Raw genomic sequence first — 22,027 nt, forward strand, 5'->3', positions numbered from 1 at the left:
CGACGGCATCACGCTGACCACTGCGGGTGACCCGGGCGAGGAGGCCTCACTGCCGGGGCCGCACCAGGCCCGTCTCGTACGCCAGCACCACCGCCTGCACCCGGTCGCGCAGCCCGAGCTTGGTCAGCACGTGCCCGACGTGGGTCTTGATGGTGGTCTCGCTGACCGACAGCGCCGCGGCGATCTCCGCGTTGGACAGCCCGCGGGCCACCTGCACCAGCACCTCCCGCTCCCGTTCGGTGAGCGAGTTGAGCGCCTTCGGCGGGGTGGCCGCCGGGTCGGGCAGCACGTCGGCGAAGCGGTCCAGCAGCCGCTTCAGGATGCGTGGCGCGACCACCGCCTCGCCGGCGGCGACCGTGCGGATCGCGGTCACCAGGTCCTCCGCGGGTACGTCCTTGGCCAGGAAGCCGCTGGCGCCGGCGCGCAGCGCCCCCACCACGTACTCGTCCAGGTCGAACGTGGTCAGGATGAGCACCCGCACCGGCAGCCGGGCGTCGACGATGGCCCGGGTGGCCGCCACCCCGTCCATCCGGGGCATCCGGATGTCCATCAGCACCACGTCCGGCAGCAGCCGCCGGGACAGCTCCACCGCCTCCTGGCCGTCGCCGGCCTCGGCCACGATGTCCAGGTCCTCCTCGGTGCCGAGCACCATCCGGAAGCCGGTACGCAGCAGCGGCTGGTCGTCGGCGAGCAGGATCCGCACCGGCCGTGTCGCCGCCGTACCGTCGCTCATGAGCTCTCCCTGTCCTGCCGGTGGTGCGGTCGGGCGCGCCTGCGGTGGTGCCGCGCCGGGTCCGCTCGGCCGGCGGCGCCCGCCCGGTGCTCCCGGGTCACGCCGCCGCCCCGACCGACTCCACCGGAATCCGCGCCGACACCCGGAAACCGCCCCCCGGTCGGGGACCGGTCCGCAGGGTCCCACCGTAGAGGCCGACCCGCTCCCGCATGCCGACCAGGCCGTGCCCGATCCGGTCGGGTCCCGGTCCCGGCCCGCGCCCGGTGTCGGTGACCTCCACCGTCAGGCAGCCGTCGGCGACGGTGAGCCGCACCTGCGCGGTGGCCTCCCCGGCGTGCTTGAGCGCGTTGGTCAACGCCTCCTGCACGATCCGGTAGACGGTCAGTGACACGCCCTCCTCCACCGGCCCGGGCGTGCCCTCGACGTGCAGGGTCACCGGCAGGCCCGCCTCCCGTACCTGCTCGACCAGCGCCTCGATCCCCGCCAGGCCGGGCTGCGGGGTCAGGTCCGCCGCCGGCTCCGCGTCCGTGCGCAGCACGTCCAGCAGGCGGCGCATCTCCCGCAGAGTGACCCGGCTGGTGTCCTCGATGGTGGCGATGGCCTCGTCGGCGGCGTCCGGGTCGCGGCGCAGCACCCGACGCGCCCCGGTGGCCAGCACCCCCATCACGCTCACGTGGTGGGCGACCACGTCGTGCAGCTCCCGGGCGATCCGGCGCCGCTCGTCGGCGACCGCCTGCTCGGCCAGGGAACGCTGGTTCTCCTCGGCCACCCGGGCCCGCTCCCGCAGCGCCCGCACCGACATGCGCCGCGCCTGCACCGCCCGACCCACCGCGTACGACAACAGGGCCATGAGCAGGTTGTTGAGCAGCAGGTAGCCGGGGCCCACCGCCAGCACCCCCTCCGGCGGGGCGACCAGATTGGCCACCCCCACCGGCACCCAGAGCAGCACCGCGGCCAGCACCGCCTGCCGCGCCGGCCGGTGCGCGGCCATCGTGTACGTCAGGACCATGAACGCCAGGCCCTGCGTGCCGGGGGCGAGCTTGAGCAGCACCGGCAGCATCAGGGTGGCCACGGCCAGACCCACCGCCGTCCACGGGGCGACCCGGCGCAGCGCCACCGGGGCGGCCGCGAGCAGGCTCCACGCCAGCGCGCCCGGCATCCGCCCGGGCCAGAACTCCGGCGGGGTGAGCAGCAGGAAGGCGACCTCCAGCAGCACCAGGGCGGCGGCGAAGAGCGCGTCACCGGCGAGCGGTCGGCGCTGCCACCATCGCGCGGGTCCGTCGGTCATACCGCGACGCTAGCCGCCGCCCGGCGCGCCAGGTCGTCGCCGACGGTGAACCCGCCCTCCTCCTCAGGGAGGAGACGGCCTCCGCCCGGTCGTGGTGTGGGGGTAGGCGGCGGCCGGTCACTTCCTGTATCGGGGCCGGCCGAACGGGGTGCCGAGCAGCCGGTCACTGGTCGGCGCCGACGGGCGGTCGAGCGGGGTGTCGGGCGGCGCAGGGACGGCCGGTCACTCGTCGGCGCCGGGGGCGGCCGGGCCGGAGCGGGCGTCGCGCAGCGGGTCGGCGGCCGCCGACCGGTCCGGGAACGGCGGCGGGGTGCCCCCGAAGGTCGGGCAATGCGCCTGGTGGCTGCACCAGTCGCAGAGCCGGCTCGGCCGGGGCCGGAAATCCTGCCGTTCGGTGGCCTGCTCGATGGCCTGCCAGAGCGCCACCACCGTGCGCTCGAAGCGCAGCAGCTCCTCGGCGTCGGGGGAGTAGTCGCAGACCTCGGCGTCCTTGAGGTAGAGCAGGCGCAGCACCCGCGGCACCACCCCCCGGGTGCGCCACAGCACCAGCGCGTAGAACTTCAGCTGGAACAGCGCGCGCGCCTCGAACGCCTCCCGGGGCGCGCCGCCGGTCTTGTAGTCGACCACCCGCAGCGCGCCGTCCGGAGCGACGTCGAGGCGGTCGAGGTAGCCCCGGATGAGCAGCTGCTCGTCGACCACCGCCGAGATCAGGCTCTCCCGCTCGGCCGGCTCCAGCCGGCGCGGGTCCTCCACCGCGAAGTAGCCCTCCAGCAGCCCCGCCGCCGAGCGCAGGAACTCGGCGGTGCCCGCCTCGTCGCCCGGGTCGAACAGGCCCGCCAGCTCGGGCTGCTCGGTGACCAGCCGGTCCCACTGCGGGGCCACCAGGCCACCGGCGGCGTCCGGGGTGCGCCCGCCGGCCGGCAGGTCGAACAGCCGCTCCAGCACCGCGTGCACCAGGGTGCCCCGGGCCTGCTCGACCGTCGGGCGCTCGGGCAGCCGGTCGATGCTGCGGAACCGGTAGAGCAGCGGGCAGGTCTTGAAATCCGCCGCCCGCGACGGCGACAACGACGCCCGGATGGTGGCCGGCAGCGCCGCCGCCGGAGTGGCCTGCTCGTCGATCACCGGTTCCGCCGTCATGCCCCGAAGGTTAGGGCACCGGTGTGACAGGGCCGTGATCGGCGCACCGGAGCATGATCCGCACGGCGTAGCATCGGGGCGGTGAAACCCCGCAGCCGAGCGCCCCGCCGGTCCGGCCGACGTACCGGCCTGACCGTGGGCCGGGTGTTCGGGGTGCCGCTGCACGTCAACGTGTCGATGCTGCTGCTCACCCTGCTGATCACCGTGACGTACGCCGAGTTCGCCCGCGACCGGCTCGACCTCGGCCCGCTCGGCGGTTACCTGATCGGCCTCGGCTTCGTCGTCTCGCTGCTCGGCTCGGTGCTGCTGCACGAGCTCGGTCACGCGCTGACCGCCCGCCGGTACGGCATCGGTGTGCGCGGGATCACCCTGGAACTGCTCGGTGGGTACACCGAGATGGAGTCCGACGCCCCCAACCCCCGGGTCGACCTGCTGGTCTCGCTGGCCGGGCCGGCGGTCTCCGCCGTGCTCGGCGCGATCGCCGTCGGCGTCACCATGGCCCTGCCCCCGCACACCCTGGCCCACCAGCTAGCGCTGCAGGTGGCGCTGAGCAACGTGATCGTCGCGCTCTTCAACATCCTGCCCGGGCTGCCGCTGGACGGCGGCCGGGCGCTGCGCGCCGCCGTCTGGGCGCTCACCCGGGACCGGCACCGGGCCACCGAGATCGCCGGCTGGGTGGGGCGCGCCGTCGCGGTCGGCACGGCGGTGCTGGTGGTGCTGCTGACCGTGCAGCGGCTGCTGGTGCCGCTGGCCCTGCCGCTGATGCTGCTGGTCGCCGTCACCCTCTGGCGCGGCGCCGGCCAGTCGATCCGGTTCGCCCGGATCAGTCGCCGGGTGCCGTTGATCGACCTGGCCCGGCTGGCCCGGCCGGTCTTCGGCGTGCCCACCGGCACCCCGCTGGCCGAGGCGCAGCGCCGGCACGCCGCGCAGGCGCCGGCCGGGGCGGCGGTCACCGTGGTCGACGGCGCCGGCCGGCCGGTCGCCCTGGTGGACCCGGCCGCAGCGGACGCCGTACCCCCGGAACGCCGGCCCTGGGTGGCGGTGGACGCGGTGGCCCGGCCGCTGGACCGGCTGCCCACGCTGCCGGCCGGGGTGGCCGGCGACCGGGTGATGGAGACGGTGCAGCGCCACCCGGCCGCACAGTACGTGGTGACGGCAGGCGAAGATGTGGTCGGCGTTCTGCACATCGGGGATCTCGCCCAGGTCCTCGAACCCACACGGAAGATGAACAGGTGACCGCAGCACATCCCCCCGCCCTCCCGGCCGAGAACGGCACACCGGCGCCCGTCGCCGTCCCGGACCTGCCCCCGGTGCACCGGGGGCCGTTCCGCCCCGGCGACCGGGTGCAGCTGACCGACCCGAAGGGGCGGATGCACACGGTCGTCCTGGAGCCCGGCAAGGCGTTCCACACCCACCGCGGCATCCTGGAGCACGACGCGCTGATCGGGCAGCCCGACGGCAGCGTGGTGACCACCTCCGGCGGCGGCACCGCGTTCCTCGCGCTGCGCCCGCTGCTGTCGGACTACGTGCTGTCGATGCCGCGCGGCGCGCAGGTGATCTACCCGAAGGACTCGGCGCAGATCGTCGCGATGGGCGACATCTTCCCCGGCGCGAAGGTGCTGGAGGCGGGCGCGGGCTCCGGGGCGCTGACCTGTTCGCTGCTGCGCGCCGTCGGCACCGGCGGCGAGCTGCACTCGTACGAGCTGCGCGACGACTTCGCCCAGATCGCCCGGCGCAACGTCGAGTCCTTCTTCGGCGCCCCGCACCCGGCCTGGAAGCTGCACGTCGGGGACGTCGCCGACTGCCCGGAGACCGGTTTCGACCGGATCATCCTGGACATGCTCACCCCGTGGGAGACCCTCGACATGGTCGAGCGGGCGCTGCTGCCCGGCGGCGTGTTCATCGGCTACGTCGCCACCACTCCGCAGCTGTCCGAGCTGGTGGAGGCGCTGCGCGAGCGTGGCGGCTGGACCGAGCCGCGGGCCTGGGAGTCGCTGGTGCGCGACTGGCACGCCGAGGGGCTGGCGGTCCGCCCGGACCACCGGATGATCGCGCACACCGCGTTCCTGGTCTCCGCGCGTAAGCTCGCCCCGGGCGTCACCGCCCCGCCGCGGCGTCGCAAGCCCAGCAAGGGCGCCGAGGCGTACGCCGAGCGCAAGCAGGCGCTGCGCGAGGCGGCGGCGGCCCGGCAGGCGGCGGCCGCCCAGGCCGCCGGGGTGCAACCCGCCACGACGGGCGAGGCGGACGCGTCGTGACGGCGGAGCGGGGCGGCTGGGAGTGAGCGGGCTGATTCCGCCGGCCGGTGCGGGTCGGCGGCGCGACCTGGGGGAGATGGCATGAGTCAGCCGGGCTTCGGCGGTGGTGGGGATCTGCCGGCGGTGTTCCCGGACTGGTCGCCCTACCAGGACCTCGAATCGGCGGCGCGGGCCTACCTTCGGGACCCGGACATCGCCCTGGAGGCGCTCGGTGGGGTGCTGCGCGGCGCGTCCGTGCTCGGCTTCACCCTGGAACGCTTCGTCAACGAGGTCAACGGGGTGTGGCAGGAGGTCGTCGTCTGCGACGGCAGCCGGCTGGTGCTCTGGCACGGCGAGGACGTGCCGCCGGGGGAGGGGCCGCCCGGGTCGATGACCTCGTCGCTGCGGGTGGTGCCGGTCTCCACCGTCACCGAGGTCGGCTGCCGGCGGCGGCTGACCCGCGCCGACAGCGGCGAGGTCCGGGTCGACAGCATCGACGTCTACCTGCTGCTGACCTCGCTGGACGAGGCGCCACCCGGCGACGAGATCGTGGGGGCGCCCCGGCACGACGCGCTGCGCTTCGGCAAGACGCTCGACGACGGCGGCGCCGGCCAGATCGCCCGGCTGGAGGAGTTCGCCCGGCTGGTCGCCTCCGTGGTGGGCCGCCCGGTGCTCTGAGGGCCCGACCGACGCACGCGGGGCCGCCGACGACGATGTCGTCCGCGGCCCCGCAACGTCTGTGCCCGCTCGGGCGGGTCAGTCCTCCTCGGCCTCCGGGCCGGCCACCTCGACGCCGTCGCTGTCGCGCACGACGTGGATGCACTCGCCCGGGCACTCCTTCGCCGAGTCGATCACCTCCAGGCGCAGGTGCTCCGGCACGTCGACCCGGCTGCCCGGGGCCAGTCGCAGCTCGCCGTCGGGGCCCTTGACGTACGCCAGGCCGTCGACGTCGAACTCGAAGACCTCCGGCGCGTACTGCACGCAGAGCCCGTCGCCCGTGCAGAGATCCTGGTCCACCCAGACCTGAAGCTGGTCCGTCACGACCTCCGCCACGATGCACCCCCCATGTTCTCCCGTCCCACGCCCCGACGGTACCCGAACGCCCGTACCCGACCCGGAGGCGACCCTTGGCGATCAAGGTTCGGTGACGAGGGCGTTGCGTAGGACCGAATCGGCCTCATAGCGGCTAGTGTTAGGGCAGAACGTTCAAGCCCCCCGGGGAGGTGGGACGTGGCACGCAGCGACGACGCGGACTCGCGCGCCGCACGGTGGGAGAAGGAAGCCCACGATCTCTCCACGCAGGTCGCGTTCCTGCAAGAGGAACTCGCTCTGGTGCGGCGCAAGTTGACCGAAAGCCCCCGACACGTCCGGCAGCTCGAAGAGCGGCTGGCGGCCACCCAGGCACAGTTGGCGCGGCTGACCGAGAACAACGACCGGCTCGTGAGCACCCTCAAGGAGGCTCGCGCGCAGATCGTGACGCTCAAGGAGGAGATCGACCGGCTGGCGCAGCCACCGAGTGGCTACGGCGTCTTCCTCGCGCGGCACGACGACGGCACGGTGGACATCTTCACCGGCGGACGCAAGCTCCGGGTCGCCGTCTCGCCCTCGCTGGACGCCGCCGACCTGCGGCGTGGCCAGGAGGTCCTGCTCAACGACGCGCTCAACATCGTTGACGCCTTCGGCTACGAGCGGGTCGGCGAGGTGGTGATGCTCAAGGAGATCCTCACGGGTCCCGACGGCAGCACCGGCGACCGCGCGCTGGTGGTATCGCACTCCGACGAGGAGCGCATCGTGCACCTCGCGGAGACCCTGATCGGCTCGCCGATCCGGGCCGGCGACTCGCTCATGATCGAACCCCGCTCGGCGTACGCGTACGAGCGGATTCCGAAGAGCGAGGTCGAGGAGCTGGTCCTGGAGGAGGTGCCCGACGTCGACTACGGCGACATCGGTGGCCTCCAGTCGCAGATCGAGCAGATCCGCGACGCGGTGGAGCTGCCCTTCCTGCACGCCGACCTGTTCCGCGAGCACCAGCTCCGGCCGCCGAAGGGCATCCTGCTCTACGGGCCGCCCGGCTGCGGCAAGACGCTGATCGCCAAGGCGGTGGCCAACTCGCTCGCCAAGAAGATCGCCGAGCGCCGGGGTGAGGAGAAGCACACCAGCTTCTTCCTCAACATCAAGGGCCCCGAGCTGCTCAACAAGTACGTCGGCGAGACCGAGCGGCACATCCGGCTGATCTTCCAGCGGGCCCGGGAGAAGGCCGGCGAGGGCACCCCCGTCATCGTCTTCTTCGACGAGATGGACTCCGTCTTCCGCACCCGCGGCTCCGGCGTCTCCTCCGACGTCGAGAACACCATCGTCCCGCAGCTGCTCAGCGAGATCGACGGTGTGGAGGGGCTGGAGAACGTCATCGTGATCGGCGCCTCCAACCGGGAGGACATGATCGACCCGGCCATCCTGCGCCCCGGCCGGCTCGACGTGAAGATCAAGATCGAGCGTCCGGACGCCGAGGCGGCCAAGGACATCTTCTCGAAGTACATCCTTGCCGGGCTGCCCCTGCACCCGGACGACCTCGCCGAGCACGGCGCTGACCCGCAGGCCACCGTGGCGGCGATGATCGACGCGGTCGTGCTCCGGATGTACTCCGAGACCGAGGAGAACCGCTTCCTCGAGGTGACCTACGCCAACGGCGACAAGGAAGTCCTCTACTTCAAGGACTTCAACTCCGGCGCCATGATCCAGAACATCGTCGACCGCGGCAAGAAGATGGCGATCAAGGAGTTCCTCACCTCCGGGCGCAAGGGTCTGCGCCTGCAGCACCTGCTCGACGCCTGCGTCGACGAGTTCCGCGAGAACGAGGACCTGCCCAACACCACCAACCCGGACGACTGGGCCCGGATCTCCGGCAAGAAGGGCGAGCGGATCGTCTACATCCGTACGCTCGTCTCCGGCGGCAAGGGCGCCGAGGCCGGCCGGTCCATCGAGACCGCCAGCAACACCGGCCAGTACCTCTGACCGGACGACGAGGAAGCCCCGCGGCGCCCGCGCCGCGGGGCTTCCTCGCATGTCACGACACGTTCACCTGGGCGACGCGTCCCCAGGGAGTGGAATGCCGGACTCGTCGGTAGACTTCGCACACCGCCGTCGACCGTCCGAGGAGCTTCGTGTCGTCCGAGCTCACCGTCGCCGACCCGCCCACCACGGCGGTCGAGGACGCGCACTCGCCCGCCCCGGCCCGGCGCCCCTGGGGACGGGTCCTGGTCGTGCTCGCGGCGCTCGTGGCGGCCTGGGCCGTACCCGCCGCCACGCACGCCCTGCACGGCGACTGGCTGCTGCCCCCGCTCGTACTGCTCGCCACCGCCAGCGTGCTGCGCGGCGGCCGTACCCTGCTCGACCGGCTGGTGCTCGCGCTCGCCCTGCTGCTCGGCGCGGCCACCGCCGGCGGACTGCTCTTCGCCGTCTGGCCCTGGGGCATGCGGCCCGTGCCGCTGACCGGCCTCGCCCTCACCGTGGTCGTCCTCGCCGCCGCCGCGCTGCGCCGACGCCCCCGCCTGCCGCGCCCCGGCCGGGTCGACCTGTTCCCCGTCGCCGGCACCGCCGCGATGCTCACGTACCTCTGCGCGCCCTGGCAGCGCGCCACCGACCTCGCCGACCAGCTGACCATCCTCGCCCGCGGCGAGGACAACTGGCGGCACCTGGCCCTCTTCGACGTCGTCGGCCGCCTCGGCGGCTACGCCTTCGTCGACCCCGCCGCCGCCAAGGGCCAGATCCTCTCCCAACTGCTCTACTACCCCCAGGGCTGGCACCTGGTCACCGCCCTGCTCGACGGCTTCCTCACCCCCGTCGGCACCGCGCCCCGCGGTCCGGCCGCCCTCGACCACTACGCCGGCTGGCTCATGGCCAGCTTCGGACTCCTCGTGCTGGTGCTGCTCTGGGCCGCGCACCGCATCGCCGGACCCGTCCATCCGCTGCACCGCATCGTGCTCACCGTCGTCGTCGGCGCCCTGATCCTCGGCACCCAACTGCCCCGCCTGCTCGTCTCCGGCTACCCGACCGAGATCCTCGGGCTCGCCCTCACCGTGCTGCTCGCCGCGCTGGTCGGCCGGCCGCTCGCCAACACCCGCGAACAGGTCGTCCTGCTCGCCGCGCTGCTCGTCGCCATCGGCTTCACCTACTACCTGTTCCTCCCGCCCGCCGCGGTGCTGGTGCTCTGCTGGGTGCTCGGCCACCGGCGGGAGGCGCTGCGCCGCTGGCCCACCGTGCTCGCCGTCGGTCTCCTCACCGCCCCCCTCGCCCTGGTCGCCCCGCTGCTTGGCGTGCTCCGCGCCAAGCAGACCGAGGCGCTGGCCATCAACGGCGGCATCGAGGCCCGCACCGAAGCCTGGCGCGCCCTCATCTGGCTGGGCGGCATCGTCGGGGTGGCCCTGCTCGTGCAGGTCCGCCGCGCCGACCCCACCTGGCGGCGCTGGCTGCTCGTCGCCGCCATCGGCGTCGCCCTGCCGTTGGGCATCGCCCGGTACAACACCACCTCCGGCGTCGAGCCGGGCTACTACTTCATCAAGTCCACCCACCTGGCCACCGCGCTGCTCGTCGTCGGCGCCGCCGCCGTGGTCCGGCTGCTGCCCGTACCCCGGCCCGGCCGGTCCCCGCGCGGCATCGCGTCCACCGTCGCCGGCGTGCTCACCGGCGTCGTCGTCATGGCCGTCGCCGTCACGCTCTGCGGCGTCACCGGCTGGCACCCCAGCCTGCTCATCGCCAACGAGCGGACCTGGACGCAACGGTGGGTGCACCAGGACGTGCACCTGCCGTCCAAAGAGGCGTGGGTCTGCGCCGCCGTCGTGCAGCGGTACCCCGACCTGCCCGACACCACCACCATCGTCCTCGACCGCGGCCCCTACCGGGGCTACGTCGAGACCCTCTGCGTCGACGCCCTGCACGGCACCACCGCGCGCACCGAACCCGGCGTATACAACCTGGACTTCCTCGAACCCGAGCGCACCGACCAGATTGTCCGGCGGGTCTCCGGGCCGATCCGCTTCATCACCGCCGACCCCCGCGCCGAACGCCGGGTCCAGCGGCTGATCAGGAAGGACCCGTCGCTGCGCCACCGGATCAGCTTCGTCCCCCTCACCGTTCCGGAGTGCGACGTGCTCCCCTCCGAGCCGCCCCCGGTGCCCGGCGCCCCGCCCGCGACACCCGAGCCGCCTGTGGCGGCGTGCCCCCCTACGCCCTGAGGCGGACTACGCTCGACGTGACGGGGGACCGGGTCGGGCGAGCGAAGCGGGTAGGTCGATGAGCGTAAGACGGATCATGGGCACCGAGGTCGAGTACGGGATCTCCGTGCCCGGCCAGGCCGGAGCCAACCCGATGGTCACCTCCTCCCAGGTGGTCAACGCCTACGGAGCGCGCCCCGAACTCAACCGTGGCGGCCGGGCGCGCTGGGACTACGAGGAGGAGTCGCCACTGCGCGACGCCCGCGGCTTCACCTACTCCGGAGCCGCGTACGACCCCGCCGAGGCGCTCGCCGACGAGGACCTCGGCCTGGCCAACGTGATACTCACCAACGGCGCGCGGCTCTACGTCGACCACGCCCACCCCGAATACTCCACCCCCGAGGTGACCAACCCGCTGGACCTGGTGCGCTGGGACAAGGCGGGGGAGCGGGTGATGGCCGAGGCCGCCCGCCGCGCCGCCACCATCCCGGGCACCCACCCGATCCACCTCTACAAGAACAACACCGACAACAAGGGCGCCAGCTACGGCGCGCACGAGAACTACCTCATGCGCCGGCAGACCCCGTTCGCCGACATCGTGGCGTACCTGACGCCGTTCTTCGTCACCCGGCAGATCGTCTGCGGCGCCGGCCGGGTCGGCATCGGCCAGGACGGCGGCCAGAGCGGCTTCCAGATTTCCCAGCGAGCCGACTTCTTCGAGGTCGAGGTCGGCCTGGAGACCACCCTCAAGCGGCCCATCATCAACACCCGGGACGAGCCGCACGCCGACGCCGACAAGTACCGGCGGTTGCACGTCATCATCGGCGACGCCAACCTCTCGGAGATCTCCACCTACCTCAAGCTCGGCACCACCGCGCTGATCCTCACCATGATCGAGGAGAAGGCGCTCGGCGCCGACCTGGGCATTGCCGACCCGGTCAGCGAACTGCGCGCGGTCAGCCACGACCCGTCGCTGAAGCACCTGATGCGGATGCGCGACGGCCGCCGGCTGACCGCCCTCGACGTCCAGTGGGCCTACCTGGAGCGGGTCCGGTCCTTTGTCGACGACCGGTACGGCGACGACGTCGACGAGCAGACCACGGACGTGCTGGACCGGTGGGAGAGCGTGCTGGACCGGCTCGGCCGCGACGCGTTCCTCTGCGCCGACGAGCTGGACTGGGTGGCCAAGCTGCGGCTGCTGGAGGGCTACCGGGAGCGGGAGAAGCTCGGCTGGGGCTCGCACAAGCTCCAGCTGGTCGACCTGCAGTACTCCGACGTGCGCCCGGAGAAGGGCCTCTACCACCGGCTGGTGTCCCGCGGGTCGATGAAGACGCTGCTCGACGACGAACAGACCCGCACCGCGATGGTCCAGCCGCCGGAGGACACCCGCGCCTACTTCCGGGGCCGCTGCCTGGCCCAGTACGCCTCCGAGGTGGTCGCCGCCAGCTGGGACTCGGTGATCTTCGACGTGGGCCGGGAATCGCTGGTCCGGGTGCCGATGATGGAGCCGGAACGGGGCACCCGCGCGCACGTCGGCGCCCTGTTCGACCGGTGCGAGAGCGCCAAGGACCTGCTGGAGACGCTCACCGGCGGCTGACCGGCCGCCGACGTACGCCCGTCGGGTGCCGCGAGCCGGCGCGCGGCGGGCTTTTCGTCGCTCAGGCGAGGTAAGTTCATCGCAGACGATCGTGGAGGAGGCAGCCATGGCCACTCGTGACAGCGGCGGGCAGTCGCAGTCGGGCAAGGCCCGTCAGGGCGAGGAGATCGAGGACGTCACCACCGAGGCGAACCCGGAGGTCGCCGAGCGGCACGCCGAGATCACCGAGGACGTCGACGACCTGCTCGACGAGATCGACTCCGTCCTCGAGGAGAACGCAGAAGAGTTCGTGAGGGGCTATGTACAGAAAGGGGGCCAGTGAGGCATATGTCCGACTTGCCCTCGGACAAGGTGTGCCCGCAGTGCAAGCGGGCACTTCCCCTCACTGAGTTCCACCGCGACCGCCGACGGGTGGACGGGCTGGCCTTCTACTGCAAGGCCTGCGCGACCGCCCGGTCGGAGGCGAGCCGCCGCAGGCGCGGCATCGCCCCGCAGAAGAGGTCTCCGGTGCCGGTCGCCGAGGGTCTCAAGTGGTGCCCGGACTGGGAGCAGATCAAGCCGGTGGAGGACTTTCCCAGCACCACCACAAAGGTGAGCGGCCGGCACAGCTACTGCAAACCCTGCCATAATGCGCGGGGCAAGGAGATCCGGCAACGGCTCTACGGTGGTAGTCGCGAGTACCACCTGCGTTGGCGGTACGGCATAGGAGAGAAGGAGTTCCAGGAGCTCCTGGCCGAACAGGGCGGCGTCTGCGCGATCTGCGGCGGCGAAGATCCGCAACACCTGGACCACGATCATCGCACCGGATGGGTGCGCGGGATACTCTGCTTCAACTGCAACGGTGGTCTTGGCCAGTTCCGTGACAGTCCCACGAGGCTGGCCAGGGCGATCACGTACCTGAGAGGAACCACGTGGCAGCGGGCTTTGATCCATCCGGGCGTCTACCAGATGTGTTCACCAACGCGGGGACGTCCTCCTTCACCTCGTTCCTGAGCAGGGTGGCCCCCGAGATGCTGCCCGGCCGACGGCCGCTGCCGCCGGGCATGGCCGCCGACCTGGCGCCGCACGCGACGACCATCGTGGCCATCTCGGGCGCCGGTGGCGTGGTGATGGCCGGCGACCGGCGGGCCACCATGGGCAACCTGATCGCCCAGCGCGACATCGAGAAGGTGCACCCGGCCGACGCGTACTCGCTGGTCGGCATCGCGGGCACGGCCGGCATCGGCATCGAGCTGATGCGACTGTTCCAGGTGGAGCTGGAGCACTACGAGAAGATCGAGGGCGCGATGCTCTCGCTCGACGGCAAGGCCAACCGGCTCGCCTCGATGATCCGCGGCAACCTGGGCGCGGCCATGCAGGGGCTCGCGGTCGTGCCGCTCTTCGCCGGCTTCGACCTGGCCGCGAAGGACCCGGCGACGGCCGGTCGGATCTTCAGCTTCGACGTCACCGGCGGCCCCTACGAGGAGACCGGCTACGACGCGATCGGCTCGGGCTCGCTCTTCGCCAAGTCCGCCCTGAAGAAGCGCTTCCGCGCCGGGATCTCCCTGGACGACGCGGTCCGGCTCGCCGTCGAGGCGCTCTACGACGCCGCGGACGACGACACCGCCACCGGCGGCCCGGACCTGACCCGGCGGATCTACCCGGTGGTGATGACGGCGACGGCCGATGGCACCCACCGGCTCACCGACGCCGAGACGGCGGCGATCGCCGAGGCGGTCGTGGCCGCGCGGATGGAGAACCCGGGCGGCTGAGGCCCGCTCCCACCTCACAGTCAGCAGTCGTCAGCACAGCGCCCGAAGGAGAACCGCCGCCGTGGCCATGCAGTTCTACGCCTCGCCCGAGCAGATCATGCGCGACCGCTCCGAGCTGGCCCGTAAGGGCGTCGCCCGGGGGCGCAGCGCGGTGGTCCTGAGCTATGAGGGCGGGGTGCTCTTCGTCGCGGAGAACCTCTCCAGCGCCCTGCACAAGGTCAGCGAGATCTACGACCGGATCGGCTTCGCCGCGGTCGGCCGTTACAACGAGTTCGAGAACCTGCGCCGGGCCGGGGTGCGGATGGCCGACCTGAACGGCCTGAGCTACGACCGGCGTGACGTCACCGGCCGGGCGCTGGCGAACGCGTTCGCGCAGACGCTGGGCTCGATCTTCACCGAGCAGTCCAAGCCGTTCGAGGTGGAGATCTGCGTCGCGCAGGTGGGTGCCACCGCCGAGGACGACGAGCTGTACCGGATCACCTACGACGGTTCGGTCAACGACGAGCCGGGCCGGATGGCCATGGGCGGTCAGGCCGAGGCGATCACCGGGGTGTTGAAGGCGCAGCACCGGCCGGAGATGTCGTTGAGCGAGGCGGTCAGGGTGGCCGTGCAGGCGCTGAGCAGCGTCGGCGGTGAGGGTGGGGCGGCCCGGACGATCGCCGCCAACCAGCTGGAGGTGGCGGTCCTGGACCGGCGCCGGGTGGGGCGTACCTTCCGGCGGGTCACCGGGGCGGCGCTGACCGCGCTGCTCGACGGGGACGCGGCGGGTGACGCCCCGCCGGTCGGCGGCCGGGCGAAGACGCCGACGGTGCCGACGGAGGAGGCGCACAAGCCTTCCACCTCGGCCGCGTCCGCGGACCTGGAGGGTCAGCCGGAGGAGACGCCGGAGGCGTAGCGGTACCTGGTTCGCGGGGGTCGGGGACTTCCCCGGCCCCTGCGGCATGTCCGGGTCCGCGCGGGGCCGCCGGGGCCGCTGAACCGGCCGTCGCGTCGTCGGTACGCCCCAACGGCGACCGGGGCTCGTCCCGGTCGGCCGACGGCGCCGGGACGCGCCTCCGGGTGTCTGCGGCGGGTGTCCGAGCCACGGATACGGCGACGGCCGCCCGGCGCCTGCCGGACGGCCGTTCACCTTCCAAACGGTCAGCGCTTGCGCAGCAGCGGCTTGGCCAGGGCCCAGTAGCCGGCGGCGATGGCGTTGAAGACGCCCATGCCGGGGGGCGAGTCGACGTTCGACGGGGCGACCCGGGCGGTCATCAGCTCGGCGATGACCCCGTCGGGCACGATCCGCTCGTCCTGGAGCTGCCGGCGGCGGGACTTCAGCCAGGCCCGGTTGGTCCAGAGCCAGCCCCAGCCGCGGAACTTCTGCGTGACCCAGCCGCCGGCGAGCGCGGCGGCGAGCATGGCCGCCTCGGTGAGCAGCAGGACCGGGGCGAGCACCACCAGCGTCCGGGTCTCGTACGCGGTGAGCAGCGTGACCAGCCGGTTGCGCTCGACCAGGTAGAGCTTGAGGGCGTTGCGGGAGAACTCGTAGTGGTGCCGGACGACGGCGTCCGGGACGTACTCCAGCCGGAGCCCGCGCTGCCAGAGGCGCAGGCTGAGCTCGGTGTCCTCGTGGTAGGCGAAGTACTCGGCGGCGAAGCCGTCCAGCTCCCGCCACAGCTCCCGGTTGATGACGAAGCAGCAGCCGCTGAGCGACGGCACGGTGGTGCGAACGGCGTGGGCGCTGGCCGGCTCGCCGTTGCCGCCGGCCCAGGACAGCCCGGTGAAGTGCAGCGGGTTGCCGGAGGTGTTGATCAGCTCCGGGTTGTCGGCGAGGCGGATGGAGGCCATGGCGGCGCCCACGCCCGGCTCGCCGGCCACGGCGACGACCTTGGCCAGGGCGTCGGGGGCGACGACGGCGTCGCTGTTGACGAAGGCCAGCCACTCGCCGGTGGCCTCGGCGGCGCCGACGCGGCAGCCGCCGGAGTAGCCGGTGTTCTCCTCGGGGCGGATCACCCGGACGCCGGGGAAGCCCTTGACGACGTCGATGCCGTCGCCGGTGCAGCCGTTGTCGACCACGACCAGGTCGATGTCGACGTCGGTGCTGTCCAGCACGGCACGGGCGGCGTCGACCAGGTACGGCTCGGCGCCGTAGGCCAGCATCACCGCGGTCACCTGCGGGCGGGTCATCGGATGCCTCCGGATACTCCGGTCGCCACGGCGTCGTCGAGGAACCGGGTCGGGGTGGGGGTGGGGCGGGACTGGCGGCGCAGCAGCAGCGCCATGGCGGCGGCCACCACGACCGAGCCGACGGTGTAGGCCAGCTCGACGCGGAGCGCCACCGACGCCGGGGTGAGGGTCACGGCGACCAGGGCGGCCACGCCGACGGTCCAGGCGAGGGCCTGGGCGCGGTGCCGGTCGAGGGCGAGCAGCGCCTGGCCGAGGACCATCGCCCACAGGTAGGCCAGGGTCGCCACGGCCAGCCAGGCGAAGTCGCCGTGTCCGAGCACGTCGGCGGCGTCGAACAGGGTGCCCACCAGCCAGGGGCCGAGGGCGATCGCGCCGATCGCGCCGAGGACGCCGAGCGCGGTGACGATGCCGAGCGCCCGGCGCAGCAGGCTGTGGAAGCCGCGCAGGTCGCCGGTGGTGGCCGAGGTGGCCAGGCCGGGCAGCAGCGACGCCTGCAGGGAGGCGAAGACGAACAGCGGGATGCGGACCAGCACCAGCGCGGAGAGCAGCGCCCCGGCGGTGGCGACGTCCGACGGGTCGAGCAGCCGTACGTTGATCACGCCGACGTTCACCACGACCTGGGAGAGCAGGCTGGAGACGGTGAGCAGGCCGAGGCCGCGCAGCAGCGCGCCCCAGGCGACCGGTACGCCGCCGCCGGCGGCACGCAGCACCGGTGGCAGGGTGAGCAGTACGCCGGCCAGCGGGGCGATCACCAGCACCAGCCCGTACCACAGGGGTGAGGTGACGCCGGTGAGCCCGAGCACGGCCACCATGGCGATCCGTAGTCCGCCGTCGACGCCGAGCTGGGTGCCGTACCAGGGGAAGAGTTGCAGGCCGGAGAGGACGCCGCGGGTGGTGTAGGCGACGGCCATGGCGACGAGCGCGCCGATCAGCACGGTGACCATGGCGCCGTCGCCGGCGAAGAGCCGGTCGGTGAGCGGCCCGTGCGCGGCGAGGATCACCACGACCATCACGGCGAGCACACCGGCGGCGAGGACGGCGCCCCGGGCCAGCACGGGACCGGGCGGCAGTCCCTGGCTGCGGCGGGCGGCGACGACCCGGGCCACCTCCTGCTCGACGGGCATGAACACGCCGATGCCGAGGGTGAAGACGATCGACCAGAGCACCGACAGGGAGGAGTAGTCGGCCTCGGTGAGGCTGTGCCCGGCCACCGCGAGGTGGACGTAGGAGGCCAGCCCGAGCAGGGCCAGCCCGGCACCCACGGCGAGGGTGCCGGGCGGGACGAGGTGGAGCAGCCGCCGGATCACCGGCGGATGAGCGCCAGCGTGAGTACCGCGAACGCGCGACCGAGGTAGATCATCGCCTTGGCGGGGGAGTGGCTGGGGGTGCCGGCCATCCGCTTGCGCATGGCCACCGGCACCTGCCGGATCTTGTAGCCGCGGCGGGCGGTGTGCACCAGCGTCTCGACGGTGTCGCCGAGGTACTCGGCCGGGTACCAGCCGGCGAACATCTCGATGACCCGCCGGTTGGCGGCGCGGAAGCCCGAGGTGGTGTCGGTGAGCTTGGTCTTGGCGACCTTGGAGAGCACGGCGGAGAGCATGACCATGGCCCAGCGGCGGGGGCCGCGGACGGTGTAGTCGCCCTCGCCGGCGAACCGGGCGCCGATCACCAGGTCGGTGTCGTCGAGCAGGTCGACGAGCTTCGGCACGTAGCGCGGGTCGTGCTGGCCGTCGGCGTCGATCTGGATGGCGACGTCGTAGTCGTTGTCCCGGGCGTACCGGTAGCCGAGCCGCATGGCCCCGCCGACGCCGAGGTTGTACGGCAGCTTGGCGACCCGCGCGCCGGCGGCGGCGGCCACCGCCGCGGTGCGGTCGGTGGAGCCGTCGTCGACCACCAGCACGTCGACGCCGGGCAGCTCGCCGCGGACCTCGCCGACGACCTCGGCGATCGAGCCGGACTCGTTGAGCGCGGGGATGATGATCAGAACGCGCTTGCCGTTAACCATCGTGGGACACCAGTTCGTCTCGGGCTGATTCGGTGCGGGCCGCGCGGTCGGCGTCGACCTGGGCGCGGAGCAGGGCGAAGTCTTCGGCCAGGGTGCGGGTCTCCTCCTCCAGGGCGCTGACCTCCCAGCTGAGGTGCACGCACACCAGCAGCAGGAAGACGATGCCGAGGAAGAGCACGAGGCTGACGCCGGAGACCACCCCGAAGAAGCCGGCCACGTTGTCGAGCAGGCGGGGGAACAGCGACAGCGGAATGACGATCAGGAGTACGGCCAGCCAGAGCATGCCGTACTTCTCGCGGAGCTGCCGGCGACGCAGCAGCTCGACGATGGTGACCAGCAGGAGCAGGCCGGTCAGACCGGTGACCAGGGTGAGCTTCATGCGACCTTCCACGGGGCGGGTGGAGTGGGGGAGTCGAAGGCGTCGGACAGCGTGTCACGCCAGTCCGGCAGCGGCGGAAGACCTGCGGCCGCCCAGCGGTCGTGCCCTAGCACACTGTACGCCGGTCGCGCGGCCGGACGCGGAAACCGGTCGCTGGTCGTGGGTCTCACCCGCTCCGGGTCGAGCCCGGCCAGGGTGAAGGTGGCGCGGGCCAGGCCGCACCAGGTGGTCCGGCCGGAGCAGGTGCCGTGGTAGACCCCGGCCGGGGCGCGGCCGGCCAGCGCCGCGTCGGCCAGCGCCACCAGCTGGGTGGCCAGCGCGTACGACCAGGTGGGCTGGCCCTGCTGGTCGTCGACCACGTCGAGCTGCTCGCGCTGCTCGGCGAGGCGGAGCATGGTGGCCACGAAGTTCGGCCCGTGCGCGCCGTAGAGCCACGCGGTACGGACGACGTAGCCGGTTTCCGGGAGGAATCGGGCCACGGCCCGCTCCCCGGCCAGCTTGCTGCGGCCGTACGCATTGACCGGGTCGGTGGGCGCGTCCTCGGCGTACGGCTGCTCGGCGTCGCCGGGGAAGACGTAGTCGGTGGAGACGTGCAGCAGCCGCGCGCCGGTGGCCGCGCAGGCCCGCGCGAGGTGCGCGACCGCGTCGCCGTTGACCGCGGTGGCCGCCGCCTCGTCCTGCTCCGCGCCGTCGACGTCGGTCCACGCGGCGGTGTTGAACACCACGTCGTGGCCGGCGACGGCGGCGTGGACGGCCTCGCCGTCGGTAATGTCCAGCTCGGCGCGGGTGGCGGCGGTCACCTTCAGGTCCGGCCGGGTCGCGAGCACGGCCAGCAGGTCCCGGCCGAGCATCCCGCCCGCGCCGGTGACGAGCACTCGGCTCATGCGCCCTTGGTCGCCTTCAGCGGCTCCCACCAGGCCCGGTTGTCCCGGTACCACTGCACCGTCTCGGCCAGGCCGCGGTCCAGGTCGATGCTCGGGGCGTACCCCAGCTCGGCGCTGATCTTGCTGATGTCCAGCGAGTAGCGGCGGTCGTGGCCCTTGCGGTCGGCGACCGGGACCACCCGGTCCCAGTCGGCGCCGCACGCCTCGAGCAGCCGGCCGGTGAGCTCCTTGTTGCTCAGCTCGGTGCCGCCGCCGATGTTGTAGACCTCGCCGGCGCGGCCCTTCTGCTGCACCAGGGCGATGCCCCGGCAGTGGTCGTGCACGTGCAGCCAGTCGCGGACGTTGCCGCCGTCGCCGTAGAGCGGGACGGTGCCGCCGTCGAGCAGGTTGGTCACGAACAGCGGGATGACCTTCTCCGGGAACTGGTACGGCCCGTAGTTGTTCGAGCAGCGGGTGACCACCACGTCCATGCCGTGGGTGCGGTGGTAGGCCAGCGCCAGCAGGTCCGAGCCGGCCTTGGAGGCCGAGTACGGGGAGTTCGGGGCCAGCGGCCAGGTCTCCGTCCAGGAGCCCTCGTCGATCGAGCCGTACACCTCGTCGGTGGAGACGTGCACGAAGCGGCCGGTGCCGTGCCGCAGCGCGGCGTCCAGCAGCGTCTGGGTGCCCAGCACGTTGGTGGTGACGAACGGCGCGGCGCCGGCGATCGAGCGGTCGACGTGCGATTCGGCGGCGAAGTGCACGATCACGTCGTGATCGGCGACGACCTGGTCGACCAGGGCCTGGTCGCAGATGTCGCCCTGCACGAAGCGCAGCCGCGCGTCCTCGCGCACCGGGGCGAGGTTGTTCAGGTTGCCTGAGTAGGTCAACTTGTCCAACACCGTCACCGCGGTGGGCTCGACGGCAGGCACCCCGGCAGCGTCGCCGCCGGGCACGCCCAGCAGCATCCGTACGTACTCCGACCCGATGAATCCGGCTCCGCCGGTGACGAGAATCCTCACGGGTCCGGAAGTGTACGCGAATCCTCGCGGACCCCGGGGGACGGCGACCCCGGTGTCCGGTTGACGCCGATGCAGGTAGTCTCCCCGGGTGCGTGGAATCCTTCTCGCTGGTGGCACCGGATCCCGGCTCTGGCCGATCACCCGGGCGGTCTCCAAGCAGCTGATGCCGATCTTCGACAAGCCGATGGTCTACTACCCGCTGTCGACCCTGGTGATGTCCGGGGTGCGGGAGATCCTGGTGATCACGACGCCGGAGGACCAGTCCCAGTTCGAGCGGCTGCTCGGTGACGGCAGCCAGTGGGGCCTGCGGCTGGAGTACGTCACCCAGGCCCGCCCGGAGGGCATCGCGCAGGCGTTCGTGCTCGGCGCGGACTTCATCGGCGACGAGTCGGTGGCGCTGATCCTGGGCGACAACATCTTCCACGGCGTGGGCCTGGGCCGGCAGCTCGCCGCGCACGGCGACCCGGTCGGCGGGCGGGTGTTCGCGTACCCGGTGGCCAACCCGGAGGCGTACGGCGTGGTCGACTTCGACGACGAGGGCAAGGTGCTGTCGATCGAGGAGAAGCCGGAGAAGCCGAAGTCCCGGTACGCGGTGCCGGGCCTGTACTTCTACGACAACCGGGTGGTGGGCATCGCCCGCGACCTCAAGCCCAGCGCCCGGGGCGAGCTGGAGATCACCGCGGTCAACGAGGCGTACCGGGAGGCCGGGGAGCTGTCGGTGACCGTGCTGGACCGGGGCACTGCCTGGCTGGACACCGGCACCTTCGCCTCGATGATGCAGGCCGGCGAGTTCGTCCGGGTGATCGAGGAGCGCCAGGGCATGAAGATCGGCTGCGTCGAGGAGGTGGCTTGGCGGGCCGGCCTGATCGACGACGACCGGCTGCGCGCGCTGGCCGAGCCGCTGACCAAGAGCGGTTACGGCGACTACCTGCTCGGCCTGCTGGCCGAGAAGCACGGCCAGGCGGTGGCCCGCTGATGAAGATCCGGCAGCTGGGTATCGAGGGCGCCTGGGAGATCAGCCCGCAGCAGCACGGCGACCCGCGCGGGCTGTTCATGGAGTGGTACCGCTTCGACCGCCTCGCCGAGGCGGTCGGGCATCCGATGCGGCTGGCCCAGGCCAACCTGTCGGTCTCCGCGCGCGGCGTGGTGCGCGGCATCCACTTCGCCGACGTGCCCCCGGGCCAGGCCAAGTACGTCACCTGCGTACGCGGCGCGGTGCTGGACGTGATCGTGGACCTGCGGGTCGGCTCGCCGACGTTCGGCCGGTGGGAGGGCGTCCGGCTCGACGACGTCGACCGGCGCGCGGTCTACCTCAGCGAGGGGCTGGGGCACGGCTTCTGCGCGCTGACCGACGACGCGACGCTGAGCTACCTCTGCTCGACCACCTACAACCCGACCGGCGAGCACGCGGTGCACCCGCTCGACGCCGACCTGGCCATCGAGTGGCCGGCCGAGGCCCCGCAGCTCTCCGCCCGGGACGCCGCCGCGCCGACGCTGGCGCAGGCCCGCGAGTCCGGCCTGCTGCCCGAGTACGACGCCTGCCGGGCGTTCACGGCGAGCCTGCGGCCGGACGGAATGTCGTACTCGGACGGTATGTGATCGACCGGAGAGCACGACCTGTGCGGTGACAGTGACGAACGGG

At 72.6% G+C, this 22,027-nt stretch carries 22 protein-coding genes; 12 read left to right on the forward strand and 10 right to left on the reverse strand.

Features of this window, described 5'->3' with window-relative positions:
- Positions 1–46 precede the first annotated feature (46 nt).
- From ACTWM8_RS14155 to ACTWM8_RS14165, 3 genes are all read right to left on the reverse strand, one after another.
- Positions 47–733: a response regulator gene (locus ACTWM8_RS14155; RefSeq protein WP_446214240.1), complete on the reverse strand. Its 687-nt coding sequence runs from the start codon at positions 731–733 to the stop codon at positions 47–49.
- Positions 734–830: 97 nt separating this feature from the next.
- Entirely contained in the window at positions 831–2,021 is a 1,191-nt protein-coding gene (locus ACTWM8_RS14160) for a sensor histidine kinase (protein WP_446214241.1), read from the reverse strand.
- A 222-nt stretch (positions 2,022–2,243) separates the two neighbouring features.
- A complete protein-coding gene (locus ACTWM8_RS14165) occupies positions 2,244–3,158 on the reverse strand; it encodes a RecB family exonuclease (RefSeq protein ID WP_357619223.1) in 915 nt (304 codons plus the stop codon).
- An 81-nt stretch (positions 3,159–3,239) separates the two neighbouring features.
- Between ACTWM8_RS14165 and ACTWM8_RS14170 the strand changes: the two genes are divergently transcribed.
- From ACTWM8_RS14170 to ACTWM8_RS14180, 3 genes are all read left to right on the forward strand, one after another.
- A complete protein-coding gene (locus ACTWM8_RS14170; protein ID WP_446214242.1) occupies positions 3,240–4,394 on the forward strand; it encodes a M50 family metallopeptidase in 1,155 nt (384 codons plus the stop codon).
- Positions 4,395–4,459: 65 nt separating this feature from the next.
- A complete protein-coding gene (locus tag ACTWM8_RS14175; protein WP_446214552.1) occupies positions 4,460–5,413 on the forward strand; it encodes a tRNA (adenine-N1)-methyltransferase in 954 nt (317 codons plus the stop codon).
- Between the two features lie 81 nt (positions 5,414–5,494).
- Positions 5,495–6,070, forward strand: coding sequence for a hypothetical protein (locus ACTWM8_RS14180; protein WP_446214243.1), 576 nt, complete (start codon positions 5,495–5,497; stop codon positions 6,068–6,070).
- A gap of 78 nt (positions 6,071–6,148) precedes the next feature.
- On the opposite strand, the gene ACTWM8_RS14185 is transcribed toward ACTWM8_RS14180, so the two are convergent.
- A complete protein-coding gene (locus ACTWM8_RS14185) occupies positions 6,149–6,445 on the reverse strand; it encodes a ferredoxin (protein ID WP_446214244.1) in 297 nt (98 codons plus the stop codon).
- A 177-nt stretch (positions 6,446–6,622) separates the two neighbouring features.
- On the opposite strand from ACTWM8_RS14185, the gene arc reads away from it, so the two are divergent.
- The 7 genes from arc (at position 6,623) to prcA (ending at position 14,845) form a co-directional block, all read left to right on the forward strand.
- Positions 6,623–8,404: a proteasome ATPase gene (arc, locus tag ACTWM8_RS14190; protein WP_377606461.1), complete on the forward strand. Its 1,782-nt coding sequence runs from the start codon at positions 6,623–6,625 to the stop codon at positions 8,402–8,404.
- Between the two features lie 149 nt (positions 8,405–8,553).
- Positions 8,554–10,623, forward strand: a complete 2,070-nt coding sequence (locus ACTWM8_RS14195; protein ID WP_446214245.1) for a hypothetical protein — start codon at positions 8,554–8,556, stop codon at positions 10,621–10,623.
- 58 nt (positions 10,624–10,681) lie between these two features.
- Positions 10,682–12,199, forward strand: a complete 1,518-nt coding sequence (dop, locus tag ACTWM8_RS14200) for a depupylase/deamidase Dop (RefSeq protein WP_154937330.1) — start codon at positions 10,682–10,684, stop codon at positions 12,197–12,199.
- A 106-nt stretch (positions 12,200–12,305) separates the two neighbouring features.
- Positions 12,306–12,521 carry a ubiquitin-like protein Pup gene (locus ACTWM8_RS14205; protein ID WP_074477166.1) on the forward strand — a complete coding sequence of 72 codons (216 nt, stop codon included), beginning with the start codon at positions 12,306–12,308 and terminating at the stop codon, positions 12,519–12,521.
- 89 nt (positions 12,522–12,610) lie between these two features.
- Complete coding sequence (locus tag ACTWM8_RS14210; protein WP_446214246.1) at positions 12,611–13,192, forward strand: endonuclease VII domain-containing protein; 582 nt, start codon at positions 12,611–12,613, stop codon at positions 13,190–13,192.
- Positions 13,111–13,950: a proteasome subunit beta gene (gene prcB, locus ACTWM8_RS14215; protein ID WP_211364354.1), complete on the forward strand. Its 840-nt coding sequence runs from the start codon at positions 13,111–13,113 to the stop codon at positions 13,948–13,950. The genes ACTWM8_RS14210 and prcB overlap by 82 nt, the downstream gene beginning before the upstream one ends.
- 61 nt (positions 13,951–14,011) lie before the next feature.
- Positions 14,012–14,845 carry a proteasome subunit alpha gene (gene prcA, locus ACTWM8_RS14220; protein ID WP_446214247.1) on the forward strand — a complete coding sequence of 278 codons (834 nt, stop codon included), beginning with the start codon at positions 14,012–14,014 and terminating at the stop codon, positions 14,843–14,845.
- Between the two features lie 245 nt (positions 14,846–15,090).
- Here prcA and ACTWM8_RS14225 read toward each other — a convergent pair whose 3' ends face one another.
- Genes ACTWM8_RS14225 through rfbB form a run of 6 tightly spaced genes read right to left on the reverse strand, consistent with a single transcriptional unit; the run spans position 15,091 to position 20,385 of the window.
- Complete coding sequence (locus tag ACTWM8_RS14225; RefSeq protein ID WP_446214248.1) at positions 15,091–16,119, reverse strand: glycosyltransferase family 2 protein; 1,029 nt, start codon at positions 16,117–16,119, stop codon at positions 15,091–15,093.
- Positions 16,116–17,426 (reverse strand): lipopolysaccharide biosynthesis protein, encoded by a 1,311-nt coding sequence (locus ACTWM8_RS14230; protein ID WP_446214249.1) that lies wholly within the window; start codon positions 17,424–17,426, stop codon positions 16,116–16,118. Before ACTWM8_RS14230 ends, ACTWM8_RS14225 begins: the two co-directional genes overlap by 4 nt.
- Positions 17,423–18,124 (reverse strand): glycosyltransferase family 2 protein, encoded by a 702-nt coding sequence (locus ACTWM8_RS14235; protein WP_377606446.1) that lies wholly within the window; start codon positions 18,122–18,124, stop codon positions 17,423–17,425. Before ACTWM8_RS14235 ends, ACTWM8_RS14230 begins: the two co-directional genes overlap by 4 nt.
- Complete coding sequence (locus tag ACTWM8_RS14240; protein WP_154937316.1) at positions 18,117–18,503, reverse strand: DUF2304 domain-containing protein; 387 nt, start codon at positions 18,501–18,503, stop codon at positions 18,117–18,119. Before ACTWM8_RS14240 ends, ACTWM8_RS14235 begins: the two co-directional genes overlap by 8 nt.
- Entirely contained in the window at positions 18,500–19,387 is an 888-nt protein-coding gene (rfbD, locus tag ACTWM8_RS14245; RefSeq protein ID WP_446214250.1) for a dTDP-4-dehydrorhamnose reductase, read from the reverse strand. Before rfbD ends, ACTWM8_RS14240 begins: the two co-directional genes overlap by 4 nt.
- The gene (gene rfbB, locus ACTWM8_RS14250) at positions 19,384–20,385 is read right to left on the reverse strand and encodes a dTDP-glucose 4,6-dehydratase (protein WP_446214251.1); all 1,002 of its coding nucleotides are present in this window, start codon (positions 20,383–20,385) and stop codon (positions 19,384–19,386) included. The genes rfbD and rfbB overlap by 4 nt, the downstream gene beginning before the upstream one ends.
- Before the next feature lie 88 nt (positions 20,386–20,473).
- Here rfbB and rfbA point away from each other — a divergent pair, with 88 nt between their 5' ends.
- Positions 20,474–21,361, forward strand: coding sequence for a glucose-1-phosphate thymidylyltransferase RfbA (gene rfbA / locus ACTWM8_RS14255; protein WP_446214252.1), 888 nt, complete (start codon positions 20,474–20,476; stop codon positions 21,359–21,361).
- Positions 21,361–21,984 (forward strand): dTDP-4-dehydrorhamnose 3,5-epimerase family protein, encoded by a 624-nt coding sequence (locus ACTWM8_RS14260; RefSeq protein WP_446214253.1) that lies wholly within the window; start codon positions 21,361–21,363, stop codon positions 21,982–21,984. The genes rfbA and ACTWM8_RS14260 overlap by 1 nt, the downstream gene beginning before the upstream one ends.
- The last annotated feature ends 43 nt before the right edge of the window (positions 21,985–22,027 follow it).

The sequence above is a fragment of the Micromonospora sp. IBSANI012 genome (assembly GCF_052814045.1).